The 23323-nt window shown below is 64.6% G+C and carries 21 protein-coding genes; 15 read left to right on the top strand and 6 right to left on the bottom strand.

Annotated features, from left to right (window positions below; genetic code table 11):
• The first annotated feature begins 2 nt into the window (after positions 1 to 2).
• The 5 genes from FJ941_RS04585 to FJ941_RS04565 all read left to right on the top strand — a co-directional run bounded on the left by FJ941_RS04585 (position 3) and on the right by FJ941_RS04565 (position 6869).
• Positions 3 to 1352 carry a pyruvate dehydrogenase complex dihydrolipoamide acetyltransferase gene (locus FJ941_RS04585; RefSeq protein WP_140503414.1) on the top strand — a complete coding sequence of 450 codons (1350 nt, stop codon included), beginning with the start codon at positions 3 to 5 and terminating at the stop codon, positions 1350 to 1352.
• Between the two features lie 234 nt (positions 1353 to 1586).
• Complete coding sequence (locus FJ941_RS04580; protein ID WP_140503412.1) at positions 1587 to 2573, top strand: ABC transporter substrate-binding protein; 987 nt, start codon at positions 1587 to 1589, stop codon at positions 2571 to 2573.
• Between the two features lie 143 nt (positions 2574 to 2716).
• Positions 2717 to 4420 carry an iron ABC transporter permease gene (locus FJ941_RS04575; protein WP_140503410.1) on the top strand — a complete coding sequence of 568 codons (1704 nt, stop codon included), beginning with the start codon at positions 2717 to 2719 and terminating at the stop codon, positions 4418 to 4420.
• Positions 4408 to 5487 (top strand): ABC transporter ATP-binding protein, encoded by a 1080-nt coding sequence (locus tag FJ941_RS04570; protein ID WP_140503408.1) that lies wholly within the window; start codon positions 4408 to 4410, stop codon positions 5485 to 5487. Before FJ941_RS04575 ends, FJ941_RS04570 begins: the two co-directional genes overlap by 13 nt.
• Positions 5488 to 5702: 215 nt before the next feature.
• Positions 5703 to 6869 (top strand): DUF930 domain-containing protein, encoded by a 1167-nt coding sequence (locus FJ941_RS04565; RefSeq protein ID WP_140503474.1) that lies wholly within the window; start codon positions 5703 to 5705, stop codon positions 6867 to 6869.
• Here FJ941_RS04565 and FJ941_RS04560 read toward each other — a convergent pair.
• Positions 6866 to 7540, bottom strand: coding sequence for an HAD family phosphatase (locus FJ941_RS04560; RefSeq protein WP_140503406.1), 675 nt, complete (start codon positions 7538 to 7540; stop codon positions 6866 to 6868). The genes FJ941_RS04565 and FJ941_RS04560 overlap by 4 nt on opposite strands.
• Positions 7541 to 7648: 108 nt before the next feature.
• On the bottom strand, positions 7649 to 8290 hold the full coding sequence (locus tag FJ941_RS04555; RefSeq protein WP_140503404.1) for a hypothetical protein: 642 nt from the start codon (positions 8288 to 8290) through the stop codon (positions 7649 to 7651).
• A gap of 192 nt (positions 8291 to 8482) precedes the next feature.
• Here FJ941_RS04555 and FJ941_RS04550 point away from each other — a divergent pair, with 192 nt between their 5' ends.
• The 5 genes from FJ941_RS04550 (at position 8483) to ptsP (ending at position 13261) form a co-directional block, all read left to right on the top strand.
• Entirely contained in the window at positions 8483 to 8920 is a 438-nt protein-coding gene (locus FJ941_RS04550; protein ID WP_140503402.1) for a transcriptional regulator GutM, read from the top strand.
• A 117-nt stretch (positions 8921 to 9037) separates the two neighbouring features.
• Positions 9038 to 9805: a PTS glucitol/sorbitol transporter subunit IIC gene (locus tag FJ941_RS04545; RefSeq protein WP_027143558.1), complete on the top strand. Its 768-nt coding sequence runs from the start codon at positions 9038 to 9040 to the stop codon at positions 9803 to 9805.
• 16 nt (positions 9806 to 9821) lie between these two features.
• Positions 9822 to 10820 carry a PTS glucitol/sorbitol transporter subunit IIB gene (locus FJ941_RS04540; RefSeq protein WP_140503400.1) on the top strand — a complete coding sequence of 333 codons (999 nt, stop codon included), beginning with the start codon at positions 9822 to 9824 and terminating at the stop codon, positions 10818 to 10820.
• Between the two features lie 26 nt (positions 10821 to 10846).
• Positions 10847 to 11227 (top strand): PTS glucitol/sorbitol transporter subunit IIA, encoded by a 381-nt coding sequence (locus FJ941_RS04535; RefSeq protein WP_140503398.1) that lies wholly within the window; start codon positions 10847 to 10849, stop codon positions 11225 to 11227.
• Between the two features lie 57 nt (positions 11228 to 11284).
• On the top strand, positions 11285 to 13261 hold the full coding sequence (ptsP, locus tag FJ941_RS04530) for a phosphoenolpyruvate--protein phosphotransferase (RefSeq protein WP_140503396.1): 1977 nt from the start codon (positions 11285 to 11287) through the stop codon (positions 13259 to 13261).
• Positions 13262 to 13302: 41 nt separating this feature from the next.
• On the opposite strand, the gene FJ941_RS04525 is transcribed toward ptsP, so the two are convergent.
• On the bottom strand, positions 13303 to 14103 hold the full coding sequence (locus tag FJ941_RS04525; RefSeq protein WP_140503394.1) for a hypothetical protein: 801 nt from the start codon (positions 14101 to 14103) through the stop codon (positions 13303 to 13305).
• Positions 14104 to 14260: 157 nt separating this feature from the next.
• Between FJ941_RS04525 and FJ941_RS04520 the strand changes: the two genes are divergently transcribed.
• On the top strand, positions 14261 to 15286 hold the full coding sequence (locus tag FJ941_RS04520) for a sugar-binding transcriptional regulator (protein WP_140503392.1): 1026 nt from the start codon (positions 14261 to 14263) through the stop codon (positions 15284 to 15286).
• Here the strand turns inward: FJ941_RS04520 and FJ941_RS04515 are convergent.
• The 3 genes from FJ941_RS04515 to FJ941_RS04505 are packed head-to-tail and all read right to left on the bottom strand — an operon-like array spanning position 15273 to position 18451.
• On the bottom strand, positions 15273 to 16124 hold the full coding sequence (locus tag FJ941_RS04515; RefSeq protein WP_140503390.1) for a TIGR01459 family HAD-type hydrolase: 852 nt from the start codon (positions 16122 to 16124) through the stop codon (positions 15273 to 15275). The genes FJ941_RS04520 and FJ941_RS04515 overlap by 14 nt on opposite strands.
• A complete protein-coding gene (locus FJ941_RS04510) occupies positions 16121 to 17395 on the bottom strand; it encodes an FGGY-family carbohydrate kinase (protein WP_140503388.1) in 1275 nt (424 codons plus the stop codon). The genes FJ941_RS04515 and FJ941_RS04510 overlap by 4 nt, the downstream gene beginning before the upstream one ends.
• A 15-nt stretch (positions 17396 to 17410) precedes the next feature.
• Complete coding sequence (locus FJ941_RS04505; RefSeq protein ID WP_140503387.1) at positions 17411 to 18451, bottom strand: class II aldolase/adducin family protein; 1041 nt, start codon at positions 18449 to 18451, stop codon at positions 17411 to 17413.
• A gap of 177 nt (positions 18452 to 18628) precedes the next feature.
• Here FJ941_RS04505 and FJ941_RS04500 point away from each other — a divergent pair, with 177 nt between their 5' ends.
• Genes FJ941_RS04500 through FJ941_RS04485 form a run of 4 tightly spaced genes read left to right on the top strand, consistent with a single transcriptional unit; the run spans position 18629 to position 23320 of the window.
• Complete coding sequence (locus FJ941_RS04500; protein ID WP_140503385.1) at positions 18629 to 19411, top strand: DeoR/GlpR family DNA-binding transcription regulator; 783 nt, start codon at positions 18629 to 18631, stop codon at positions 19409 to 19411.
• Complete coding sequence (locus tag FJ941_RS04495; RefSeq protein ID WP_140503383.1) at positions 19408 to 20784, top strand: carbohydrate kinase; 1377 nt, start codon at positions 19408 to 19410, stop codon at positions 20782 to 20784. Before FJ941_RS04500 ends, FJ941_RS04495 begins: the two co-directional genes overlap by 4 nt.
• Complete coding sequence (locus FJ941_RS04490) at positions 20781 to 22325, top strand: sugar ABC transporter ATP-binding protein (RefSeq protein WP_140503382.1); 1545 nt, start codon at positions 20781 to 20783, stop codon at positions 22323 to 22325. Before FJ941_RS04495 ends, FJ941_RS04490 begins: the two co-directional genes overlap by 4 nt.
• Complete coding sequence (locus FJ941_RS04485) at positions 22322 to 23320, top strand: ribose ABC transporter permease (RefSeq protein ID WP_140503380.1); 999 nt, start codon at positions 22322 to 22324, stop codon at positions 23318 to 23320. The genes FJ941_RS04490 and FJ941_RS04485 overlap by 4 nt, the downstream gene beginning before the upstream one ends.
• Positions 23321 to 23323 lie beyond the last annotated feature (3 nt).

The following is a 23323-nucleotide window of genomic DNA, read 5'->3' as shown; positions in this document are numbered from 1 at the left end:
ACATGCCGACCGAAGTCATTCTTCCCAAGGTCGACATGGACATGGCGACCGGACAGATCTCGCGCTGGTTCGCCGAGGAAGGCGCGCACGTCAAGAAGGGCGACGTGCTGTTCGAGATCGAGACCGACAAGGCGGCGATGGAAATCGATGCACCGGCCAGTGGCGTGTTGCGCGACGTGACGGGCAAGGAAGGTGTCGACATTCCGGTCGGCGCGCCGGTTGCGTGGATCTATGCGGAGAATGAGACGTATGGGGACAAGGCGCCAATCTTCCCCCTCGTGGGGGAGATGTCGGCGGAGCCGACAGAAGGGGGCGCTGTCCCGCCAACGCCTCATTCCGTCACGCCCCCCTCTGCCCTGCCGGGTGTCTCCCCCACAGGCGGGGAGATTGGCCAGTCGCCGTCGGGCGGACGCGCGACACCGCTGGCTCGCCGTCTGGCGCGCGAGGCGGGCCTCACCCTTTCAGCCATATCCGGCACCGGCCCGCATGGCCGGGTGGTGAAAGCAGACGTGGATGCCGCGATCGCCGGCGGTGGTGCCAAGGCAGCGCCCGCCGCCAAGGCTCCGGCTGGCGCACCAGCCGCCGCGCCGGCGGTGAAGCCAATGTCGGACGACCAGGTGCTGAAGCTGTTCGAGGAAGACTCCTACGAACTCATTCCGCATGACAACATGCGCAAGACCATCGCGCGGCGCCTGGTCGAAGCCAAAACCACCATCCCGCATTTCTACCTGACGCTCGACTGCGAACTCGATGCGCTGCTGGCCCTGCGCACGCAACTCAATGCCGCCGCGCCGGTGAAGAAGACCGACAAGGGTGAGGCGCCTGCCTACAAGCTGTCGGTCAACGACATGGTGATCAAGGCGATGGCCATGGCGCTGAAGGCGGTGCCGGATGCCAATGCCTCGTGGACCGAGAGCGCCATGGTCAAGCACAAGCATGCCGATGTCGGCGTTGCCGTGTCGATCCCCGGTGGCCTGATCACGCCGATCATCCGGCATGCGGACGAAAAGACGCTGTCCGTCATCTCCAACGAGATGAAGGATCTGGCCAGCCGCGCCCGCAGCCGCAAGCTGAAGCCCGAGGAGTATCAGGGTGGTATGACGGCGGTCTCCAATCTCGGCATGTTCGGCATCAAGGATTTTGCCGCGGTGATCAACCCGCCGCATGCGACGATCCTGGCGGTCGGCGCCGGCGAGGAGCGGGCGGTGGTCAAGAACGGCGAGATCAAAATAGCCACGGTGATGTCGGTGACGCTGTCGACCGATCATCGCGCCGTCGACGGCGCGCTTGGGGCCGAACTGCTGGTCGCCTTCAAGAAGCTGATCGAAAATCCGATGGGCATGCTGGTCTAGCACCGATCTCCGGGTTCTGATGACCTCCCGCCCAGATTCCTCCCGGCGCAGCCTTACACAAAACGCCTGTTGGGCGTCGACGCGCCTCTTGCGCGAGAAGGCGGCCTGATCTCATCTTGATCCAAGCCTTGATGCGCTGTGTCATCCACCAGTCATATGCGCCGTGCAGGGAGGAAGAGACGGGGTGCTGGTCAGGGGCCAGACCGGTCATGCACAGACAGGACAGGAGGTCTCATGAAGACGCTATTCATCAAGCTGTTGGCCAGCCAGCTGGCGCTCGCGGCAACTTTGTTCGCCGGCGTGGCAAATGCCGAAACACTGACGCTCTACACATCCCAGCCGGAAGCGGACGCGGCCAAGACCGTGGATGCCTTCAAGAAGGCGCAGCCCGGCATCGACGTCACCATCTATCGCTCCGGAACCAGCGACATCCTGACCAAGATGGCGGCCGAGTTCGCCGCAGGCAGCCCGCAGCCCGACGTGCTGCTCATCGCCGACGCGGTCTCGATGGAACTGCTGAAGAAGGACGACAGGCTGATGGCCTATCCCGAGGCCAAGCTCGACGGGGTCGACGCGGATGCCTATGATGCCGACAAGACCTATTTCGGCAGCAAGCTGATCACCACCGGCATCGTCTACAACACCGCCGCCGCCGAAAAGCCGCAGCATTGGGCCGATCTCGCCAAGCCGGCCTATGCCGATGGTCTGGTCATGCCAAGCCCGCTCTATTCGGGTGCGGCCGCCTACCTGCTTTCGGGCTTCGCCGGCGATACCAACTATGGCTGGGATTTCTTCCAGAAGCTGAAGACCAACAATACCGTCAGCGTGCGCGGCAATGGCGCGGTGCTGAAGTCGGTGGCTTCGGGCGAGAAGCCCTATGGCATCCTCGTCGATTTCATGGCGATGAACGCCAAGAAGAAGGGCTCGCCGGTCGAGTTCGTGTTCCCCAGCGAAGGCGTGCCTGCCGTGACCGAGCCGGTCGCCATCATGAAGACCGCCAAGAACGTCGATGGCGCCAAGAAGTTCGTCGACTTCATTCTGTCCGATGAGGGCCAGAAGCTGGCGCTGTCTATGGGCTACCTGCCGGCACGCGCCTCGGTCGGCCGTCCCGACTGGCTGCCGGAAGGCGTCAAGGTCAAGGTGATGAAGTTCGACACCAAGGCGATCGTCGCCAAGACCGACGCCGACAAGGCGAAATTCCAGGAACTGTTCGGCGGCTGAACTGTCAATCGCGGCGGGGTGCCGGCAGCGGCATCCCGCTCGCTTCGCCAGAGCAATTCCAGGAAAAGTGCGAAGCGTTTTCCGTCCGGAATTGCGCCGAAAATGAACCGCACCCGGTCGCATTGACCCCAGGAAACGCAATCATGCCGACACGCATCAGGGAAAGCCGTGGCCAGGAGATGGTCCTGACGGTGGCGGCGACCGTCGTCATCGTCCTGCTTTCGATGTTGCCCATGCTGCGCCTCGTCAAGGAGATCGTGGCGCCCGGCGGTACCTTGTCGACCGCGGCCGTGGAAGCCGGGCTGAGAAGCCCGGCAACCTGGATCGCGACGTGGCACACGCTGGTCGTCGGCATTGGCGGCACGCTTCTGGCGGTGCTTTCGGGAACACTGGTGGCCGTGCTCGTCTCGCTGACCGACATACGCTGCCGAAGCGCCCTGGTGTTCTGCTACGTCATGCCGCTGATGATCGCGCCGCAGGTGACGGCGCTAGCCTGGCTGCAACTGTTTGGTCCGGCGAGCCCGTTCCTCAAGCTTTTCGGGGCGGCTCCCCCGCTCGGCACGAAGAACCCGCTCTATTCGACCTCGGGCATCATCCTGCTGCTTGGCGTACAGTACGGGCCGCTGGTCTTCCTGCTGGTGCGGGCCGGCTTGCGCAAGCTGCCGCGCGAACTGGTCGAAGCCGCACGTGCCGGCGGTGCAAACTGGTTCACCGTACTGGCTACCATCGTGCTGCCCTTGATGACGCCCTCCATCATGGCGGCGGCAGCACTTGCCTTCGTCTCCTGCGTCGGCAATTTCGGCATTCCGGCCTTTCTCGGCATTCCCGCCAACTACCTGGTGCTGCCGACGCTCATCTATCAGAAGCTGGCCGGCGGCGGTCCGGCGGTGCTCGGCGAGACCGCGTTCCTGTCCGTGCTGATCGGCATCATCGCCATGGCCGGCATCCTCGCCCAGGAGGTGATGAGCCGCCGCCGCGACTACCGCATCTCTTCGACAGCGCTGCCGGCCGAACCTTATGAACTGGGCCGCTGGCGGCCGGTCGTCAAGGCCGGCATGTGGCTGCTCATCGTATTGGTGCTGGTCCTGCCGCTCTTAGGGCTGGTATTGACCTCGCTGCTGCCGGGCTACGGCATTGCGCTCACCGCCAAGACGGCGACGCTCGACAATTACCGTTTCGTGCTGTTCGAGCATGATGCCGCCACCCGCGCCTTCTTCAACAGTTTCTGGCTGTCGATTGCTGCAGCGTTCGTCGCCGTCATCGTTGCCGTGCCGGTTGGCTATCTCATCGCCTGGGGCAAGCAGCGCTGGGTGCGGCTGCTCAATCTCTCGGTCGAACTGCCCTACGCCTTGCCCGGCGTTGTGCTGGCGATCGCTTCGCTTCTCTTGTTCCTGCGGCCGATCCCGCTGACCGGCATCCAGCTCTACAACACTGTCTGGATCATCCTCTATGCCTATCTCGCCCGCTTCCTGGTGCTGGCGCTGCGGCCGACCATCAGCGGCTATCACCAGATCGACCGGGCACTGGAGGAGGCAGCGCAGGTGGCGGGCGCCGGCCTGTTCACGCGCATGCGCACCATCCTCTTTCCGCTGGTCGCGCCGGCTGCGGTCGCCGGTGGCCTTTTGATCTTCATGACGGGGCTCAGTGAACTCACGGTCTCGGCATTGTTGTGGTCCTCGGGTTCGGAGACCATCGGCGTGGTGATGTTTTCCTTCGAGCAGGGCGGCGATTCCAACTACGCGGCGGCGATGTCCGTCATCACGGTCGCGGTTAGCTTCGTGCTGATGCTGGTGACCAACCTGCTTGCCCCTCATCTTCCGAGCGGAGTTCTGCCATGGCGCGACTGACCCTGGACCACGTGACCAAGAGCTTCGCCGATTTCGATGCCGTGAAGGATGTCTCGATCGACGTCGGCGACGGCGAGTTTCTGGCGGTGCTCGGACCTTCCGGCTGCGGCAAGACGACGTTGCTGCGGCTGATCGCCGGTTTCGAGAAAGTGACCTCGGGCGAAATCCGCATCGGCGGCGATGTCGTTTCGAACAGCGGCGGCAGCATCGCGCCGGAAAAGCGGCGCATCGGCATCGTCTTCCAGAATTACGCCCTGTGGCCGCACATGAGTGTCGCCGAGAACATCGGCTATTCGCTGAAGGTGGCCAAACTCGACAAGGCGGTTGCGCGCCAAAAAGTGGAAGACGCGCTTGCCTTGGTCAATCTGCAGGGCCTGGGTGAGCGCAGGCCCGCCAGTCTTTCCGGCGGCCAACGCCAGCGCGTGGCATTGGCGCGTTGCCTGGTGGCGGCACCCTCGCTGGTGCTGTTCGACGAGCCGCTCGCCAATCTCGACGTGCATCTCAGGGCCTCGATGGAGGACGAGTTCGCCGCCTTCCACAAGCGCACGGGCACGACCATCGTCTACATTACCCATGACCAGACCGAGGCGATGGCGCTGGCCGACCGCATCGCGGTGATGGATCGTGGACGCCTGGCGCAGCTTGCGAAGCCGCGCGACCTCTATCATGAGCCGGCAAATGAAATGGTCGCTTCCTTCATTTCGCAAGGCATCCTGCTGCCGGCGGAGGTGCTGACGGCCGAGGAAAGCGGCTATTGCAAGGTCCGGGTACTCGGAAGCGAGTTGGTGGTCCGCTGCCGGCGTGGCGAGCGGCCGCGCGCCGGCGCCAGGATCTGCTGCCGCTCCGCCGACATCGAGATTTCGGCCGATGCCTCGGGCTTCGACGGTCTCGTCAAGCGGGCGGTCTACCAAGGCGGAGCGGCGCGCATCGAATTCACGCCCAAGGCCGGTCCCGACCTCACCTTGCATTTCGAACAGCCCGATCCGGTTGTGCTGGAGAACGGGGCGCAAGCGCGCCTGCGCATAAAATCCGGCTGGCTGATCCCGGCGGCGGGAGCAGCCTCGTGATGACTGAACCTGCTTGGCGGTTTCGGCGAAAAGGGTGGCACCCGCCCTCGCCGTGAGCAGCGGCAATGATCGCATCCTGCTCGATGTCGTGCCGACGCCTCGCTAACACGGCCCTGCCCGTGGTGATCCAGATCACCAACCTGTCAGCGCCCAAATTGCGCCAATCCAATTGCTTATGCTTGAAGCCGCCGCTATTTCATTCCACATCGGTCAGGATGAAGGGCGAGACAGGAGAGCGGCGTCGGAATTTGCTGTGGGGTATCCCCGCATCGCTGATCCTGCATGCGCTTGTCGCGGGGCTCCTGATCTATGGCCTGCCCACACCTCGCCAACAGCCGCAGGAGGAGGAACCGGTCAATGTCGCGCTCGTGCCCCCGCCCGAGCAGCCAAAACCGAAACCGGCCCCTGTACCGTCCCCTAAGCCACCGGAACCGAGGGTTGAAAAACCGCCTGAGCAGAAAGTTGAAAAGCCGGCTCCGCAACCTCGGAAGCCTCTGCCAATCGAGGTGCTGAAGCCTGTTTTTCAGTTCGGCGACAAGGATGCGGGCCCCCGGAAATCCCTGGATGGGGCCAGCGCTCAAGACAGTTCGCCGTCGCCGACCAAGGATGAGGAATCGAAGCCGCCGGTCGTGCAGAAGCCTGCTGAGACCCAATCCGACGTGCCGGCAGGGACCGAGAAGCCGCCGGATTTAGCTGAGGCCGGCGAAAAGCCGGTAGCCGACGCGAAGGATACCCAGCCCGCGCAGGACAAGCAGGCAACTCTGACCCAGGACGCAGATAAGCAGCAGGACGCCAAACAACAGGCGGGAGTGCAGGACGCCGCCAAGCAGACAGGCGCGGCACCAACGCCGCTGGCCACAGACGGGGGCGGTGAGGTCGAGCTTCCAATATCGGCTGCGAAGCCGGAGCCTAAACCGACAAATACACCGAAGCCCAGTTCTTCAAAGGTTGCGAAGTCCCGAAATGGGGGCGCCGGAAGCCCAGGTTCCACTGATGTAGCCAGCGCCGCATCGCGCAGGTATTCAGGCCTTCCGGGCGTTCGCAGGCTTTACTCGCAGGGCGCTACGGGTGACGCGCTGGCCACGACCTCGATGGGTGGCGTGCCTCGCGGTCAGCGTGGGGCTAAACTTTGCGCCAGCGCGTTGCAGCAGCAATTGCTGGACGCCTCCTATTTTCCTATCTTGATTCCAAGTGTTCCGCTGAAGGCCGGCAATGTTCTTGACGCCCCTGACGTTGCTTTCCGTACCTCAACCACGTGGTTCCATCTGGGCTTCCGCTGCGAGGTCGACAGCGACGCGACCAGGGTCTTGTCCTTCGACTTCCGTGTCGGAGCTGTGATTCCGCCTGGCGAATGGGCGCGCCTTGGACTACCCGCTCGCTAGGCCGATACACCCAGCCCCGACAATTGCCGGCTAACTTCATTCCAGTCGGCGCAGATGAAATCGGCACCGGCGGCCGTCAGCCGTGCGGCATGTTCCGCATAAGTATGTCCGCCACCGGTATAGCCGATCGCGGTCATGCCGGCGGCGACCGCGCCCTGGATGCCGAAAGGTGAATCCTCGATGACAATGCAGTCCGCCGGGTTGGCCCCCATCTTCGCAGCGACGAACAGGAAAATATCAGGCGCCGGCTTGCCGTTCTTGACCATCGAGGAGCTGTAGATCGCATCGCCAAAGAACCGCGCCAGTCCGGTGATGGTCAGGCTGTGGTCGATACGCTCGACGGAGGACGACGAGGCAACGCAACTGCCGCCCTCGAGCGTTTCCAGGAATGCGGTGATTCCCGGTGTCGGCTTCAATTCCTGCGAAAACAGGGCTTTAGTCTCGGCCCAGATATCGCCATCGGCCGTCGCGGGAAACTGATGGCCGGTCAATTCCTTGATCCTGACGATGATGTCGGCCTGCTTCATGCCGACGCACTGGGCGATGATACCGCCGTGAACGCCCGGCATGCCATGCTTATCGTAGACACGTTCATAGGCCTTGGCGGCCAGTGGCTCGCTGTCGACGAGAACGCCGTCGCAATCGAAAATGATCAGTCTTGACGGCGCCACGCATTTCTCCCGGCCTCTGTCAGAATTGGCACATCGCTATCGACAAAAAGTCAAATGTTCAATAGCGGGCACTCGCGGCCTCTCGAATAGGGGGCAATAGAGGCCAATTCAAAGCTGGCGCAAGGCATCGCTGGCGCGGGAGGACCCCAACGCTCGTTGCATGGCCTGCCGCGACTGCGCGCGGTCGGGCGTGATCCAGTTCGGTTCCGCGCCCAGGAAGCGGTCGAGGAAAGCCACGGCATAGGCCGGCATTTCGGTGACGTTTTCGCGATAGGACCACCAGGTGCGCAGGTCGTCGGCGCATTTGTCGATGCTAGGCGCTGAACCGAACTCCTGCTCGTAAATGGCCGAAATCACCGAGACGCAGTAGTTGGTGTAGAGAAAGCCTTCCGGCCAGAAGCGGATGATGTCCAGCGTGCCGGCATTCTGATCCGTTTCGATGAGGTGGGTAAGGCCGGAGATCTCCCTGGCCGGCGCCTGCTTGATCAGTTCGCGCAGCACGAGGCCGGCGGCAAAGACGATGAAATCGGCGCGGTCGATCGTGGCGAAGCGCTTCTGCGCTTCCATCACCTCGACCCAGTCGAGAAAAGCCCGGGTCAGCTTCGCCTCGTCGATTTCGAAGCGTACGCCGAATGTGTCCGAAACCACCTTGGCGCTGCCGCGGAAGGTGGCGCGGAACCATCGCAACTGCCGAAGCCGGTGGCGCAGATCGGGCATGAGGGCCAGTTCATCCCTGAAGGGCAGTTCCATTTCCTGTATCCCGTTTGTCCACAGGCTAGCACAGTCGTGCCCCCGCCGAAATCGCGCGGCGGCCCTGTGGATGACCGTGGTTGAGGCCAATATCATACATATTGACATTCGCGGAAACAAATGTTCTCACTTTGTTGTTGTCGCGTGCCGGTCCAAGGTGCGCCTCGACTGAGGCTTCGGGAGGAGAACCGAATGGCGATTTGGCAGTGGGGACTGCTCCTGCTGGTTATTGTGTGGGCGTTGCAGTCGCTCGGCGTCTGGCTGCAGATGCGGCACTATTCGGATGTCTTTCGGGGCGTCACCGATCAGTACAAGGATGGCTTCGTCGGCGCTGGCAATTTTCGCGGCCGATTTGCCAAGGGAACAATCGCGCTGGTCGTGGTTACGCCCGACCTGATCGTGCGCCGCATGATGGTGATGAGCGGCCGTTCCGTGTTCACCAAATTCAAGCGACATGAAGAATTCGAGGGTGTCCCCCTCGATCGACTCCGGTCCAACCCTACGATCATGGGGGAGGGGGAACCCGGTGTGGCCGAGGCCGTGAAGCGGGCGATCGAACAGATCGACAAAGCACGATCGGAGCCGGGGAAGAAGCCGGGCCTGGCCGGCTTGAATGTAGCAAGGGCCTAGAGTCGGATGATTTCCAGGTCAAATCGACCTGAAATCTGAATCCGCCTCTGGATCAAAGGGATAGAGGAGGCCGTGCGCCGACTGGGATCAACCGGCGGGCCGGCATAAGGAGGAGAAATGTCTGTATTTTCGTTGTTGGCGCAGCATGCCGACATGGCCGTGCATAACCTGCATATCGCGGGTGCCATGGTTTCGGACGCTGCATTGCATGGCAGGCTCGCCGTCGAGCATGCTTCCGATCATCTCGTGATCCTTGCGCAGGCGCAGACCGACGGGGCGCCGGTTACTGCCGAGCAGCTGAAGGAACAGCTGAAAAATGTGCAGCAGGAAGAGCAGCTTGGCTGGCTCACTGCCATCGGCAAGTACTTCATCGGCATCTTCCAGAAGGGCGGCGAGGTTTTCGCCGGCTTTGTCACCGGCATCATCCCGACACTTGTCGTGCTGATGACAGCCTTCTACGCCGTCACCGAACTGGTCGGCGAAGAGCGTGTCCACGGCCTGGCGCGTGGTGCTGGCCGCATCGCGCTGACCCGCTATACCGTGCTACCGCTGCTGGCGGTGTTTTTCCTCACCAACCCGATGGCCTACACCTTCGGGTCGTTCCTGGAAGAGAAGCACAAGCCCGCCTTCTACGACGCGGCCGTGTCCTACGTGCATCCGCCGCTCGGCCTCTTCCCGCACATCAACCCTGGCGAATATTTCGTCTGGGGAGGCATGCTCGTTGCCTTGCTCGATCTCGAGAAGCGGGGCGTTGTCGTCGCCGGTTACCACGTCAAGGTGGCGATCTGGTACGCGATCGTTGGTCTCGTCGTGATCCTGCTCAAGGGCATGCTGACCGAGCGCATCACAGCCATCATGGCACGCCGCCAGGGCGTTGAACTGTAAGGGCGGGGAGGACATCATGACCAAGACATACAAAGCCGTAAAAGTCTCCCGGGGTTCCACCGGCTGGGGCGGCCCGCTCGTCATCGAGCCGACCGCGCAGCGCGACAAGGTCGTCTCCGTGACCGGTGGCGGGATCCATCCCGTGGCCCAGCTCATCGCCGACATGACCGGCGCCACAGCCGTAGACGGTTTCAAGGCGCCGCCGGTGGAAGGCGAGATGGCGGTTGTCGTCGTCGATTGCGGTGGCACCGCGCGATGCGGCGTCTATCCGCGCAAGCGTATCCCGACCGTCAACCTGACGCCGGTCGGCCAGGCTGGGCCGCTCGCCCAGTTCATCACCGAGGATATCTATGTTTCGGGCGTGAAACCGGCCAATGTCACAATGGCGGACGGTTCCGAGGCGGTCACAACTGCAGGGGGAGCAGCGTCGATGAGCTCAAACAACAGCACTGCGACGCCGACGGCGCTGCCCAGCGAGGGTGGCTTGATCGGATTCATCAGCACGATCGGCCGCGTCATGGGTCGTGTCGTCGGCATTTTCTTCAATGCCGGCCGCCGGACCATCGACCAGGTCGTCCGCAACGTGCTGCCGTTCATGGCCTTCGTGACCATGCTTATCGGCCTGATCCTGTACACCGGCATCGGCGACGTGCTGGCGCAGCCGATGGGACCGCTGGCCAACAACATCGTCGGCCTGCTGGTCATCTCGGCCATCTGCGGCCTGCCGTTCCTGTCGCCCATTCTGGGGCCAGGCGCCGTCATCGCGCAGGTCATCGGCGTCGCCATTATCGGCCCGCAGATCGCTAACGGCACGATTTCGCCGGCAATGGCGCTGCCGGCGCTGTTTGCCTACAACACCCAAGTCGGCTGCGACTTCGTTCCTGTCGGCCTTGCACTGGGTGAAGCCAAGCCGAAAACCATCGAAATCGGCGTGCCGGCGGTGCTCATCAGCCGCCAGATCATGGGTCCGGTCTCGGTGCTGATCGCCTGGATCGTCTCCCTGATCGTGTTCTAGACACCAGAAATAGCGAGGTTCGCCATATGTCGGTTCTTCTCAAGACACGGGTCACGGCAATAGGACCCGAAGTGGCGGACCTCGCCGAGGGCGGCGTGGTCATCCTGTTCGCGGATGGCTCGCCACCGGAGCTTGCCGAGGTTTCCGTGCTCCACAAGACGGAGATCGGACCCAGCGACGGCGCGCCTGAAAAGGGCGCGTCGATCACCCTTGGCCCGGTTTCGGCCGTTATAACCGCCGTCGGCTCCAGTGCCTGGAGCAAGGTCCTCGAGATGGGCCACGTCGTCATCTCGTTCAATGGCGCCAGTGAGGCCGAAAGGCCGGGCGAGATCTGTGCATCGCAGGTCGACACGCAAGCGCTCGTGGCCGCCCTGAAAACAGACGCGATCATCACCATCGCCGCCTGAAAGCATCCGCGCCCCAGCCGGTCTGGCTTTGGCGCCCAAAAAAGCAGAGTATTTGCCATGGAACGCTCGACCATCGTCAGAGTGCATGAAGGTTTGCACGCCCGTCCCGCCACGCGCTTCGTCAAGCTCGCCAAGGCTTTCGAATCCGACGTCGAACTGGTCAAGGACGGCAAGGCGGTCAGCGCCAAGAGCTCGGTCAAGCTGATGCTGTTGGCGGTCAAGGAAAACCAGGAAGTCACCGTGCGGGCGAACGGCGCCGATGCCATCGAGGCGATCGAGGCGCTGATCGGCTATCTCGAGAACCCCAAGGCGGGTCTCGACGACGACGAAGCCCACGCCCCGGCGAATGACGCAGGCAAGGAAGCGGCGCCTGCGTCCCAATCCGCGCCGGCGGCACCAGCCGAAGCGAATGGTTTGCGTGGTGTCGCCGCAAGCGAGGGCGTTGCCGTCGGGCCGGCATTCGCGCATTTCCCGCCTGACATCGCCGGACAGGGCCGCATGTTGCAAGCCGATGAGATCGCCGGCGAAATCGACAGGTTCCGCGCCGCCGTCGCCGCTGTCCAGGCGCGTATGGATCGGGCGCTGGCGCAGGATAGTCTGTCGGCCGGTGACAGGGGCATCGTGGCGGCGCTCAGGGATATCGCGGCCGACGACAGCCTGACCGGCGAGGCCGAGAAGGCGATCAAGGGCGGCAATGACGCGGTCTCGGCCATGATTACCGCAGCTTCCACCATCGCCGCCGATTTCAGCGCCGTCGACGATCATTACCTCAATGCGCGGGCGGACGATGTCCATGCAGTCGGACGGCAGATCTGCCTGGCGCTGCTGGGCCAAGACGACGTCGGCCTCGAAAATATTTCGCAAGGTGCGATCCTGATCGCCGACGACATCGGCGCCTGGGACCTGGCGCGTGCGCCGCTGAAACGCATCGGCGGCGTGGTGTGCGGCCATGGCGGCGCCACTTCGCACATCGCCATCATCGCTCGCTCGCATGGCATTCCGGCGGTACTGGGCCTTGGCGACCGGATCAATGCCTTGCGCACGGCGCAAGAAGTAGCGCTCGACGGCAATACCGGCCAGGTGATCATCGATCCCGATGCGGCGACACGCGCCGATTTCGCCAGCCGGGTCGAAGCGGCGGCGAAGGAACGTGCCGGCCTGGCCGCCTTCAAGACGGTGACGCCGAAGCTGGCGGACGGCAAGGTGATCGAAGTCGCGGCCAATATAGGCTCGCTCGAGGAGATCGAGGCGGCGCAGGAAGCCGGCGCCATGGGTGTCGGCCTGTTCCGCACCGAGCTCCTGTTCATGCGTCACATGCACCTGCCGTCGGAAGACATGCAGGCCGAGACCTATGCGGCGCTGGCCAAGGCCTTCGCGCCTTATCCGGTCATCGTGCGCACGCTCGACATCGGCGGCGACAAGCCGATTGCCGGCATCGAGTTTCCCGACGAGGAAAATCCGTTCCTCGGCTGGCGCGGCATCCGCATGTGCCTCGACCGGCCCGATATCTTCAAGCGCCAACTCAGGGCGCTGCTAAGGGCCGCCGTACACGGCAACATCAAGGTGATGCTGCCGATGGTTTCCGATCTTGGCGAGGTGCGGCAGACGCGCGTTCTTGTCGACGAATGCGCCGCCGAACTCCAGGCCGAAGGCGTGCCGCACGCGACGTTCGATCTCGGCGTGATGATCGAAACCCCGGCTGCGGTGCTGATCGCCCGGGCACTGGCCAAGGAGGTGGCTTTCTTCTCGATAGGCACCAACGACCTGACCCAGTACATCATGGCCGCCGACCGGCTCAACCCGACCGTTGCGAAGCTCAACGACGTCACCAATCCAGCCGTCATGTCTGCGATCGAACTGACGGCAAGGGCCGGCGTCGCCGCCGGTATCATGGTGGGCATGTGCGGCGAGGCGGCGGGCCGGCCGGATCTCATCCCCGCCTTCCTGGAGATGGGTCTCACCGAACTGTCGATGAGCCCGGCCTCGATTCAGCGCGCCAAGAAGACGATCACGGCGATGGCGGCCGGGGAGTAGCCCTGCGGCCGCTCTGTTTTCTGGAACTGCGCCAGGAGGCCTTATGGCAAATGCGCAAGCAAGGTGGCGAAGACAGGTGTCAATTCATCGGCCGGGCTCGTTTTGGCGCAGGCCTGGATGATACGGTCGCGGCGGATATCGGCGGCCAGGATCGCGATTTCCAGCATGTCGGGCTCCGGCGCATCGTTGCGGCCGTTTGTCGCCAGCCCGCAGGCCAGGACGACCGGCCCCAGGCAGCTTATGTCGAGCGCCCTATCACTCATTGCCGTCGCTTCCGGGGCGGTGTCATCAAAACGGATCGGGCGATGGCCGAGGCACTCGATCAGCAACGCCGAACACGTCGCCGCGATCGCCTGCAGTCCAGCACCAGGCGCGGCCAGCGCAGCCAACAAATCGCCATGGCGCCTGCGCATGGCCGCGTGGACGGCGGCGAACCCGGCTTCATGGATACGGGCATGGTCGATCTTCAGCCCGGCAAGCACCGCCTTGGTCAGATAATACATGTCGCGCCGGAACAGGCGCTCGGCGCTCAATTGCTGGTCTTCGTCCCCTGCCGGGAAATAGGTGCCGAGGCCTTTTACGGTCGTTCCGTCGACCCTTATCGGACGTTCATGCGGGACGAAGGATTCGGCGATCGACAGCGCTTCGTCGACGGCACTCGCGGCATGGCTGAGCAGGCCTTCGATGCCTTTGCCCGGAAACGGCGGCAGATGGCTGGTCGCTTCGTGCAGCAGGCTGGCCTCGCTGGCGCCGTCATGGCGGCTCTGGCGGATGATGTCACGGACTTCCCGCAGCCGGTCCTTGAGGTTGACGCGGACATCTTCGGAGATTTGTCGGAGCATCGCGGTTCGCCTCGAATGTGCCGTGCGGAGCCACCTGCAATGGCCGGCCCACCGACTCTACATTGTTCCTATCGATTGGTAGATCAATAGGCGATACTAGACCAGCACGCAGAATCGGCGACGGCGCGCGCGTCCGCCGCCGCGGGGGAGGGATCATTTGGCCAGGGGACGACAAACCGACGAAAGGCGGGCCGACGAAAGGCGGGCAGGAGCCGAAGCGACCGAGCAGGTCGTCAGCGAGAGCCGGACGGACCGCCTCAGGATCCGCGCCGCCTGGATGTATTTCGTCGAGCAGATGACGCAGAACGAGATCGCCGACGTGCTTGGGGTCGGCCGTGTCACCATCGTGCGCATGCTGGCGGAGGCGCGGTCGCGCAACGAGGTCAAGATCACCATCGAGAGCGAGCTTCTGGAGATCGTGCGGCTGGAACGCGCGCTCGAAAAGACCTTCGGCCTGCAGCAGGCGCTGGTGGCGCCGCTGACAGCGGCCAATGCCGACCCGATCCCGGCAATCGCCGCCAAGACCGGCATGTTCCTGTCCGATGCGATGAAGTCCGGCATGCAGGTCGGCGTCGGCTGGGGCAATACGCTGTTCCACACCTTGCCGTTCATCAGCGCCAAATCGCTGACCGATTTCAAGGTGATTTCGCTGCTTGGCGGCGTCGGCATCGCACGCCGGACCAACCCGGCCGAGTTCGCCTGGCGCTTCGCCCAAATCTTCCAGGGCGACGGCTATCTGATGCCGACGCCGGCCGTCGTCGACAGCGTCGAGACCAAGATCGCGCTGGTCGAACGTTGCGGTCTGCAGGAGGTTTTTGAAATGGCCGACGCGCTCGATGCCGTTCTGCTGAGTGTTGGCGGCATCGCTTCAGCCACCACCTTCTCGCGCGGCGGCTTCCTCAGGGAAGCGGACCGGGAGGCGCTGCTGGCGCGCGGCGCCGTCGGCGACCTCCTGTTCCATTTCTACGACCGCAATGGCGATCTGGTCGACCATCCCGTCAACAACCATGTGATGTCGGTGAACGTCGACCGGCTGCGCAAGGCGCCGATCCGCATTCTGACCTCCGGCGGCGCGGAAAAGACCGATGCGCTGCTCGGCGCCATGAACCTGATTGTGCCGACAATCCTGATCACCGACGAGGAAAGCGCAAGACGGATGCTGGAAGCGGTCAGCGAAAGCTGAACGAATTCGTGGTGTAATCCGGCCGGGCCTTGTGTTCGTCGAAAACAGCGGCAAGGTCAGGCGTGCCGGCCAGTATTCCACCCAGCACCAGCGCCGTTGCGATTCCGACACCATTGCCGCCTGCAACATCGTGTTCGACACTGTCGCCGACGCAGATCACGCTGCCGTGCTCTGGTTCGCCGGCCAGTGCGAGTGCCGCCTCGAAGATCGCCGGATAGGGCTTGCCGATGCGGGTGACACCGCCGCCCAGGGTTTCGTAGAGATCGGCGATCTCGCCGGCGCCGAAGCGAGGTCCGACCGCCGTCAGCATGATCTTGTCGGGATTGGTGCAGAAGCACGGTACTTGCCGCGCCGCCGCCGGGGCGAGCAGCCGGCGATAGTGGTCGAGGTCGTGGCGGTCCCCCTCGCTGGCCGAAATCAGCACCAGTTCGGCGTCTTCGCCAGCCTCCGCCAGCCCGAAGGGCAAGCCTTCGATCGCGCTGCGGTCGCCGTCGCGGCTGATCAGCAGGCACCTCGTGCCGGACCGCAAGGCTCCGGTCGCCGCCATCTCGTGGAAACGTCGCCACGCCACCTCGCCGGAGGACACGAAATGGTCCCAACTGCCGGCCTCGAAGCCAAGCTTCAGCAGGCGTGCCTCGTTGGGCCGGGCGCGCTTGCCGGAATTGGAGATCAGCACCACGGTCTTGCCGGCGCGCTTCAGCGTGGACAGTGCCGCCACCGCGCCGGGATAGGGAGCCTGCCCGTCATGCAGCACGCCAAACTGGTCGAGCAGGAAGACCTGATAGCGTTCCGCCAGCGGCCCGATGCCGTCGAGACGTTCGAGCTTTTTCGTATTCATAGAAGCCCTGCCTCGCTTGCGCCTTTCAGCGCCAGCCGCGCCGTACCCGCGGCGGCCTCGTCCGACAATGCCGGCAGGAACGCGACGCCGAGCTTGCGCTGCCGGATCGCGCTCCACACCGGGTTAGCGGCGCCGCCACCGACGCTGCGAATGGAGGTCAGGGCCGGCGCGCCAAGTTCGGCCAGCCTGCTGTAACCAAGCGCCTCAATCGCCGCCATGCCCTCGAACATCGCCTTGAGGTAGTCGGCATCGTCAGCGGGCCGTGGGGTGAGACGCGGCGCCAAGGCCGGATCGGCCACGGGAAACCGTTCGCCAGCCGTACCAAGCGGATAGTAGTCGAGGCCGGTCTCGGTCGTGGGGTCGATGATCGCGCTGAGTTCGATGATCCGCGCGAGCGGAAAATGCTGCGCCAGCACCTTGCCGCCGGAATTCGAGGCGCCGCCCGCCAGCCACACATCGCCGAGCCGATGGCTGTAGATGCCGAAGCGCGGCGCCGAGATCGGCCGTTCGGACAGGATCTTGATGGTTAGCGAGGAGCCCAAAGCGGTGACGCCGTCGCCGGCCGCGGTGGCGCCCGTCGCCAGGAACGAGGCACAGCCGTCCGTGGTGCCGGCAACCACGACCACATCGCGCGGCAGGCCGAAAAGCTCCGCGGCGGCCGCGGTTAGCGTGCCGGTGACATCGCCCGGTTCGACGACATCAGGCAGCAGGTCCATGCGCATGCCGGTGGTCGCGATCCAGTCCGGCCAGCGGCGGGCCTCGACATCATAGCCGGTCTTGAGCGCATTGTTCTCGTCGCTGACGCCGAAGCGTCCAGACAGGTTGCCGGCGATCCAGTCGGCCTGGTGCAGCACGGCCGCTATGCCGGGCTGATGCTGGAGCCGCAAGGCTTTGGCGAGGCCGGAAGTCGCTCCGTGGGCGGCGCTCGCTGCCGGCGCCTCACGGGCGACCATGGCCAGGATGTCGGCGTCATCGATCTTGTCGTTGTACATCAGTGGCTCGGCCAGCGGCCGCCCATCGATGTCGACCGGCAGCAGCGTGCCCGACGTGCCGTCGACGGCGACGGCCCGGATCGCGGCGCGGTCAATGCCCGAAAGCAGATCCGCCAGCGCCGCCTGGATCGCTTGCCACCAAGTCCGGGGATCACGGGGGTTCTGGCCAAATCTGTCGAGTGGCACTGCGGATTGGCCGGCGATGGAAAAATCCTGACGCATGGCGACGGCCCGGGCGCCGGAGGTGCCGATGTCGATGCCGACGACAAGTGGCGTCATGTCGTCCGTCCCCTGTTAGGCCGTGCTGGCGGCGTTTAGCTTCTGGCGATACTGCTCGGCGTCCCAGTTGACCAGATCGTCATTCTCGGCGGCGGTGAGATAGTTCAGCCGCGCCTTGCCATCGACGCGCGCGGTCACGTCGGCGAGGCAACGCTGCATGGCGTCGGCACCGGCGCTGGCGTCGCCGCGCATCAGCACGCCGGCGCGGGGAAACAGGATTGCCACGGGCGCCGCGCCGACCCGCGCGATGACGCCGGCCACGTCCTCGCCCGGTTTCGCAACGACCGAGCCCTGGCCGAGGAAGATGACATGGTCCGGATAGAGGCTGCCGGCTTCGGCCATCTCCAGGCTTTCCGCATCGAGCGCGACCGCGTGCGCTTCGACATCCGACGGCAATCGGTAGTCGCCGGCCAGCGCCGTCAAGGCGGCGATATCAGGTGCTGCGGTCGTGCGCGGCTGCCGCGCCAGCAGCGACCGGACGCGATGCAGCAAGGCTTCCGCCGCGGCGACGGTTTCGGCGGCGACCACCAGCCCGTGATTGCCAAGGATGAGCACGTCGACCCCCGGCCGCAATTTCTCGGCAATGCCGCGGGCGAGCGGTAGGCCTGGCCGGAAATAGGGCACCCAGGCCCATTCGATGTCGCCCAGCCGCCTGGCGACCTCGGCCTCGCCATCGGCTTGGACGGCAAGCGAAATCGTGTCGACGCAGTGGACATGCAGAACCACGCGTTGCGGCATCAAGGCATGCACCGTGGTCTCGATCGACGGGCGCAGGCCACGCGGATTGAGGTCTTCGATGGCGAAGGCCTGTGGTTTGTCGGCGGCTGGATCACGCTGCTCGACGGCCTTGAGCAGCGGTGCCATCGCCACCGGCACCATGATGTCGTCGCTGAGGGCATCCTTCAGCCAGGTTCCCGAGGCCTTGATCCACAGCGTGTCGCCGGCCTTGAACGAGGTGTTGCCGCCCGCCGCCTGTGTCATATGCGGGTTCAGTCCGATGCTGGTCGAAAGCGCCCGCAAGGCGGCCAGTTCCTGTGCATCAGCTTGGGTTGCCATGGCCCTTTTCTCCAGCGCTCGCACAAAATCCCGTCGTCGGGACCGGTGTTGGCGATGGTATCGCAGATGTGAGTGATCTGCGTCAATGCTGATCTACTATCGTCAAATCAGCTTGCAATCCGACTAATGTTGAGTAAGTTACACCAATTGCCACGAAAAATGCGTCAGGGAGGAAGGTTGAACGACCTCGGCCGCCAGCGTCAGATCATCGAATTGCTGCGGGACCGCCCGTTCGCCTCCGTGCGCGAGTTGCAGGAGCGGCTCGGTGTCTCGGCGGCGACGGTCAGGCGCGATATCGACCGAATCGATGAGGCCGGTGAAGCCCGCAAGGTCTATGGCGGTATCTCGGCACTCGACGGCGCTTCGCATGCGGGCGTCGCCTATGCCCGACCCTATGACGAGAACCGTGACCTTGCCGTCGAGGCCAAGCGGCAGATCGCGGCGGTCGCCGCGACCATGGTACGCGATGGCGATGCCGTCATCGTCCATGGCGGCTCGACCTGCTTTCATCTCGGCGTCAAGCTCGCCGACCGCAACATCCGGCTCTACACCAACTCGATGCCGCTCGCGGCCTATCTCAGCGATCATGGCCATTGCAGCCTGACGGTTGCCGGCGGCGACCTGCACCGCGAGCCAGGCATCATCCATTCGCTGACCCAGGCAACGCCGTTCTATGCCTCGAAATTCTTTCTCGGCACGCAAGGCCTCAACCAGGAAGGGCTGCTGGAATCGCATCCGCTGCTGGTGCGCTCCATCGTCGACCTCAGCCTCTGCGCCGATCAGATCGTGGTGCTGGCCGATAGCCGCAAACTGTCGATCCACGCCCGCAATGTCGCGCTGCCCCTGTCGCGCATCGGCACGCTGGTCACCGATGACGGGCTCTCCGATGCCGATGCGCGCATGCTGGAGGATGCCGGCGTCATGGTGCGGATTGCTTCAACCTCGGGAGCCCTCGCGTGAACGTGGCGGTGCTCGACTTCGGCAAGACCAATTCGAAGCTGTTCGTCTTCGGCCAGGACGGACGCATCCTCGACGAGCGCCGCACGCAGCCGAAATGGACGCGACAAGGCGGTTTCAGCGTACTCGACGATGCCGCCCTCCATGGCTGGGCGTTCGGTGCCGTCACCGACGCGGTCGAGAGCCACGGCGTGGGAGGAGTGATGGTGTCGGGCCATGGCTGCACCTTCGCCCTTGTCGACAAGGCGCTGACCCATCCGATCCTCGACTACGAGCAGGAGCCGCCGGCCGAAATCGCGGCGCGGATCGACCGCCGTATCCCGGATTTCGCCGAGACGTTCTCTCCCCGCCTGCCGCTCGGCTTCAACTATGGCCGTCACATGCTGTGGCTGCAGGAAGTCGATCCCAACACGTTCGCGGCGGCGAAATGGTTCCTCGGCTATCCCCAGTACTGGAGCTGGCGTCTCGGCGGCCTGCCGGTCTGCGAGGTGTCCTATCTCGGTTGCCATTCGCATTTGTGGGCGCCGCGCGAACGTGATTTTTCCTCGCTGGTCGACGCCGAAGGCTGGCGCGGCCAGATGCCGGCTTTCGAACGCGCCGGCGCCGTCATCGGCGAGCAGCGCTTCGGCAGTACCGGGCGATCGATCGCTATCCACAACGGCGTCCACGACTCCAATGCGGCGCTGTACGCCTATCGACGGCAAGGGCTTGGACCGCTGACCGTCGTGTCGACCGGCACCTGGGTCGTCGTACTCAATCCCGACTGTCCGCTCGAAGCGCTCGACCGCGACCGCGACATGCTGGTCAATGTCGATGTCGACGGCGGTCCGGTGCCGACCATCCGTTTCATGGGCGGGCGCGAATTCGCCGTCATCAGCGGCGGCTGGCAAGGCCCGATCCCGCATGGCCCGATACAGCAGGCGATCGATGCCAGCCTCATGGCGCTGCCGAGCTTCGCTCCGGGCGGGCCGATGCCGGATCGCCCTGGCCGGCTGGTCGGGCGCACGCCCGATGCCGGTGAACGCGCGGCGGTGGCGCTGCTTTACGTGGCGCTGATGATCGATCTCTGCCTCGACCTCAGCCATTCCGATAATACCGTCATCGTCGATGGCGGACTGAACACTGGCGGCCTGCTCGCCGGGCTGCTGGCGCAGCTGCGTCCCGGTCAGGCCTTCCTGCAAGGTGCCTCGCTGGAAGGCAGCGCCACGGGCGCCGCGGCGCTCGCCTTCGGGAGCGTGGGCCGAGACTTCGCTGCCGAGCCGCCGGAGCCGGTGCAGGCGACACAATTCGGCGGCCTCGCCGGCTATCGCGACACCTGGCGCGATCGCGTTGCCGGGCATGATAGCGCCGCCAAGACGGCAGCGGGTGCGCGATGAGCGCGGCAGTCCGGACGCTAGCGGCGCGCCAGCCGGTGCTGGAGATGCGCCACATCTCCAAGACCTTTGGCGCGATACGCGCCCTGCAGGACGTCTCGCTCAGCGTCCACGCAGGCGAACTGCACGCGCTGATGGGCGAGAACGGCGCCGGCAAGTCGACGCTGATGAAGGTGCTGTCCGGCGCCTATCGGCCGGATCCCGGCGGTGAGATCCTGATCGATGGCGCGCCCGCCGCGACCGGCGATCCGATCAAGGCGCGCGCCGCCGGCATCGCGGTGATCTACCAGGAACTGTCACTGGCGCCGAATCTGACGGTGGCGCAGAACATTTTCCTCGGCAACGAGCCGCGCCGGTTCGGCGTCGTCGACCGCGACCAGTGCAACCGGCGCGCCGCCGAGATCGTCGACCGGCTCGGTGTCTCCTTCTCGGCGCGTGCCCTGGTTTCCAGCCTGTCGCTCGGCGAGCGCCAGCTGGTCGAGATCGCCCGGGCGCTGTCGACCAACGCGCGCATCATCGTCATGGACGAGCCGACCACGTCGCTGACCTCGCGCGAGACCGACCGCCTGTTCGAGGTGATCGCGACGCTGAAAGCGCAAGGGATTGCGATCATCTACATCAGCCACCGCATGGAGGAGGTCTACCAACTCGCCGACCGCGTCAGTGTGCTGCGCGACAGCGGCTATGTCGGCACGCTCGATCGCGCCGACCTCAACGCGTCGCGCCTGGTCTCGATGATGGTCGGCCGCGATCTCTCCGCCTTCTACAAGAAGGATCATCGCCCGCCCGACGAGAAACGCGCCGTCGCGCTCTCGGTGCGCGGCATGTCCGACGGGCGTCTGCTGAAGAACTGTTCGTTCGACCTCCATCACGGTGAGGTGCTGGCACTGGCAGGCCTCGTCGGCTCGGGCCGCACCGAGCTTGCCAGGCTGATCTTTGGCGCCGACAAGCGCAGCGCCGGCACGATGGAACTCGACGGCAAGCCGGTGACCATCGGCTCGCCGCGCGAGGCGCTCGACGCCGGCATCGCCTATCTCACCGAGGACCGCAAGGAACTCGGCCTGTTCCTCGACATGTCGATTTCGGACAACATCAGCATGGGCGTGCTGGCCAGGGATGCGCGAGCCGGCGGCTTTCGCGATTTCACCGCCGCCGACAGGAGAGCGGCAAAGGCCATTGCCGACCTGTCCATCCGCACCGGCTCGGCACAAGCCAATGCCGGCTCGCTGTCGGGCGGCAACCAGCAGAAGGTGCTGCTCGCGCGCCTCTTGGAGACCGAGCCGAAGGTCGTCATCCTCGACGAGCCGACCCGCGGCGTCGATGTCGGCGCCAAGTCGGAAATCTACCGGCTGATCGACAATCTCGCCAACAAGGGCATCGCCATCCTGATGATCTCCAGCGAATTGCCCGAGGTGATCGGCGTCGCCGACCGCGTGCTGGTGATGCGCGATGGCGCGATCGCTGGCGAGGTGACGGCATCCGAAGGCGAGCCGCTTCGCCAGGAAGCGATCATGGAACTTGCGACGGGAGCGTCTCAGCGATGACAGACAGGACGACCGGGACGAAGAGCGTGGATCAGGCGGCGGTCAGAAGCCGGCGGCTGCGCACCGCGCTTGCGGCGCTTGGCATGCTGCCGGTGCTGGTGCTGCTGGCCGCCGGCTTCCAGTTCATCAATCCGCGCTTTCTGACCGGCACCAACCTGCTCATCGTCACGCAACAATCGTCGATCAACATCGTGCTTGCCGCCGGCATGACCTTCGTCATCCTGACCGGCGGCATCGACCTGTCGGTCGGCTCCATTCTCGCCGCCTCGGCGATGGTGGCGGTGCTGGTGTCGCTGGTGCCGGACTGGGGCCTGCTCGGCGTGCCGGCGGCCATCCTGGTCGGTTTCGGTTTCGGGCTCATCAACGGGCTGCTGGTCGCCTATATCAGGCTGCCGCCGTTCATCGTCACGTTGGGTTCGCTGACCGCCGTACGCGGCGTTGCCCGCCTGCTCGGGCAGGACACGACGGTGTTCAACTCCGACCTGCCGTTCGACTTCATCGGCAACGGTTCGGTGCTCGGCATCCCCTGGCTGGTCATCATCGCGCTATCGGTGGTGGTGCTGTCCTGGCTGGTGCTGAAGCGCACCGTGCTCGGCACCTGGATCTACGCCGTCGGCGGCAATGCCGAGGCAGCCAGACTGACCGGTATCAAGGTGCCGCTGGTGCTGCTCTTCGTCTACGGCGTTTCCGGCCTGCTCGCCGGTCTCGGCGGCGCGATGTCGGCGGCCCGGCTCTACGCCGCCAACGGCTTACAACTCGGGCAGAGCTATGAACTCGACGCCATCGCCGCCGTCATCCTCGGCGGCACCAGCTTCGTCGGCGGCGTCGGGTCTATCTGGGGCACGCTGATCGGCGGTCTGATCATCGCGGTGCTGTCCAACGGGCTCATCTTGGCCGGTGTCTCTGATATCTGGCAGTACATCATCAAGGGATTGGTCATCATCGTGGCGGTCGCCCTCGACCGCTACCGGCTCCAGGCAGGGGCGAGAACGTGAGTG

Origin of the sequence: Mesorhizobium sp. B2-3-13 (assembly GCF_006442195.1) — a bacterium.
Classification (GTDB): Bacteria; Pseudomonadota; Alphaproteobacteria; order Rhizobiales; family Rhizobiaceae; genus Mesorhizobium; species Mesorhizobium salmacidum.
This window is presented reverse-complemented; position numbering and strand designations above follow the sequence as displayed.